The sequence below is a fragment of the Pseudonocardia pini genome, from assembly GCF_013870575.1.
GTDB classification, from domain to species: domain Bacteria; phylum Actinomycetota; class Actinomycetes; order Mycobacteriales; family Pseudonocardiaceae; genus Pseudonocardia; species Pseudonocardia pini.
Genome location: NZ_JACBXB010000829.1, coordinates 1 through 2330 on the forward strand (window position 1 = coordinate 1; position 2330 = coordinate 2330).

Annotated in this window: 2 protein-coding genes and 1 pseudogene; all 3 read left to right on the forward strand. The window is 75.1% G+C overall.

Features of this window, described 5'->3' with window-relative positions; translation table 11 throughout:
* The coding region (locus tag H5J29_RS29575; RefSeq protein WP_181784259.1) for a M14 family zinc carboxypeptidase at positions 1-1203 on the forward strand (1203 nt) is incomplete at its 5' end.
* Between the two features lie 53 nt (positions 1204-1256).
* The gene (locus H5J29_RS29580; RefSeq protein WP_312858469.1) at positions 1257-1994 is read left to right on the forward strand and encodes a class I SAM-dependent methyltransferase; all 738 of its coding nucleotides are present in this window, start codon (positions 1257-1259) and stop codon (positions 1992-1994) included.
* A 22-nt stretch (positions 1995-2016) separates the two neighbouring features.
* Positions 2017-2330, forward strand: a pseudogene (locus tag H5J29_RS29585) (1,4-alpha-glucan branching protein); the annotation flags it as partial.

The following is a 2330-nucleotide window of genomic DNA, read 5'->3' on the forward strand; positions in this document are numbered from 1 at the left end:
TGCCTGACGATCCGGGGCGGCTCCGGGACGGGGAGCGAGCCCGAGGCCGTCGTGTTCGGGCTGCCGCACCCCAACGAGCCGATCGGCGGCCTCACCACCCTGCACCTCGCGCGCAGGCTGGCCGAGGACGCGGACCTGCGTGCCCGCCTCGGCCACACCTGGCACCTGGTCCCCTGCATCGACCCGGACGGGCTGCGGCTCAACGAGGGCTGGCTCGCCGGGCCCTTCACCCGGGAGCACTACGCGCGGCACTTCTACCGGCCTGCAGGCGCCGAGCAGGTGGAGTGGACCTTCCCGCTCGACCACGGCACCGCCTACTTCGACGCGGTGCTCCCCGAGACCTTCGCGCTCATGCGGCTGATCGACGCGCACCGGCCCGCGCTGATGGCCTCGCTGCACAACGCCGAGCTGGGCGGCGTGTACTACTACCTCAGCCGAGACGTCCCCGAGCTGTACCCCGTGCTGCAGGGCGTGCCCGGGGCGCTGGGCCTGCCGCTGCACCGCGGCGAGCCCGAGGCGCCGTGGATCCCGGTGCTGGCCGACGGCGTGTACAGGACGCTCGACGTCCGGGACGCCTACGAGCACTACGCCCGCACCGGCCGCACCGACGCCGTGTCCGGCGGCAACTCCACGGCCTCCTACGCGGAGCCGCACGGCACGTTGACGCTGGTCAGCGAGCTGCCCTACTGGCAGGACGCCCGCTTCTCGGACACCTCGCCCGCCGCTGAGCCCTACGCGGCCCCGCTGCGCAGGCACGCCGCCGACATGGCCGAGCTGGCCGGCGTGCTGGGCGACACGCTCACCGCGGTGGACGGCCTCACCAGCGTCGAGTCCCCGTTCCTGCGGGCCACCCGGTTCTACGCCCGCACCACCGCCGACCTCGCCGAGGACATGGCGCACCGGGCCGCCGACCCCGCCGCGACCCGGCCCGCCACCGTGGCCGAGGTGGTGTCCGTGGCGGACACCGTGCACATGTTCCGGCTCCGCTACGGCGGCATGCTCGTGCGTGCGCTGGAGGCGGAGCTGGCGCTGGGCAACGTCCGCCCGAGGATCCGCCGCGCCCACGCCGACCTGGCCGCCCGCTACGAGTCCTGGCTCGCCGCGGCCGCCGCGGACTCCCAGGCCCAGCCCATCCCGATCCGCACCCTGGTCGCCACCCAGTACGCCTCGGTGATCGCCGCCGCGGCCCACCTGGCCGGCTGACGTCCCCGACCCCGGTGAGCAGGCACTCGCCGGGGTCTGACAGCGTCGGGGTGGTGGAGACTCTCCCCCTGACGGGCGAGCGGACCGTCCCCGGGATCGCGCACGAGAACTACTGGTTCCGCAGGCACGAGGCCGTCTACGCCGCCCTGGCGCCGCGCTGCGCGGGTCGGACCGTGCTCGAGGCGGGCTGCGGAGAAGGGTACGGGGCGGAGCTGCTCGCCGGCGTCGCGGAGCGGGTCCTGGCGCTGGACTACGACGCGCTCACCGCCGCGCACGTCGCCCGCCGCTACCCGAGGGTCCACGCCGCGCGAGCCAACCTCGTGGCGCTGCCGCTCGCCGACGGCGCCGTCGACGTGGTCGTGTCGCTGCAGGTCATCGAGCACCTCTGGGACCAGGAGGGCTTCCTGCGCGAGTGCCGCCGGGTGCTCGCGCCGGGCGGCGAGCTGCTCGTCTCCACCCCGAACCGCATCACGTTCTCCCCCGGTCGCGACACCCCGCTCAACCCGTTCCACACCCGCGAGCTGTCCCCCACCGAACTGGCGGACCTGGTGCGAGACAGCGGGTTCGGCACCGTCGAGGTGCTCGGCCTGCACCACGGCCCACGGCTGCGCGAGCTCGACGCGCGACACGGCGGTTCCCTCGTCGACGCCCAGGTGGCCGTCGCCCTGGGCCACGGGACCTGGCCCGCGGACCTGCTCGCGGACGTCGCCGCCATCACCGCGGACGACTTCCTGCTCACCCCGGACGAGCCGGCCGCGAGCCTCGACCTGCTCGTCACGGCGACGGCGTGAGGACCGGCACGGGCGGGCGCCGATGAGGGGAACCCTCTGCCTGGTCCTGCACAGCCACCTGCCCTGGGTCGCCCACCACGGCCGCTGGCCGGTCGGCGAGGAGTGGCTCTACCAGGCCTGGGCCCAGTCCTACCTGCCGCTGGCCGCGATGCTGCGCGAGCTGGCCGCGGAGGGCCGCGAGGACGTGCTCACCCTCGGCGTCACGCCGGTGCTGGCCGCCCAGCTCGACGACCCGCACTGCCTGCGCGGTGTCCACGCCTGGCTGGCAGGCTGGCGGGTGCGGGACTCGGGACGGCCGCGCGGACGCGCAGAACAACCGCGACTACGCGGCCGGGA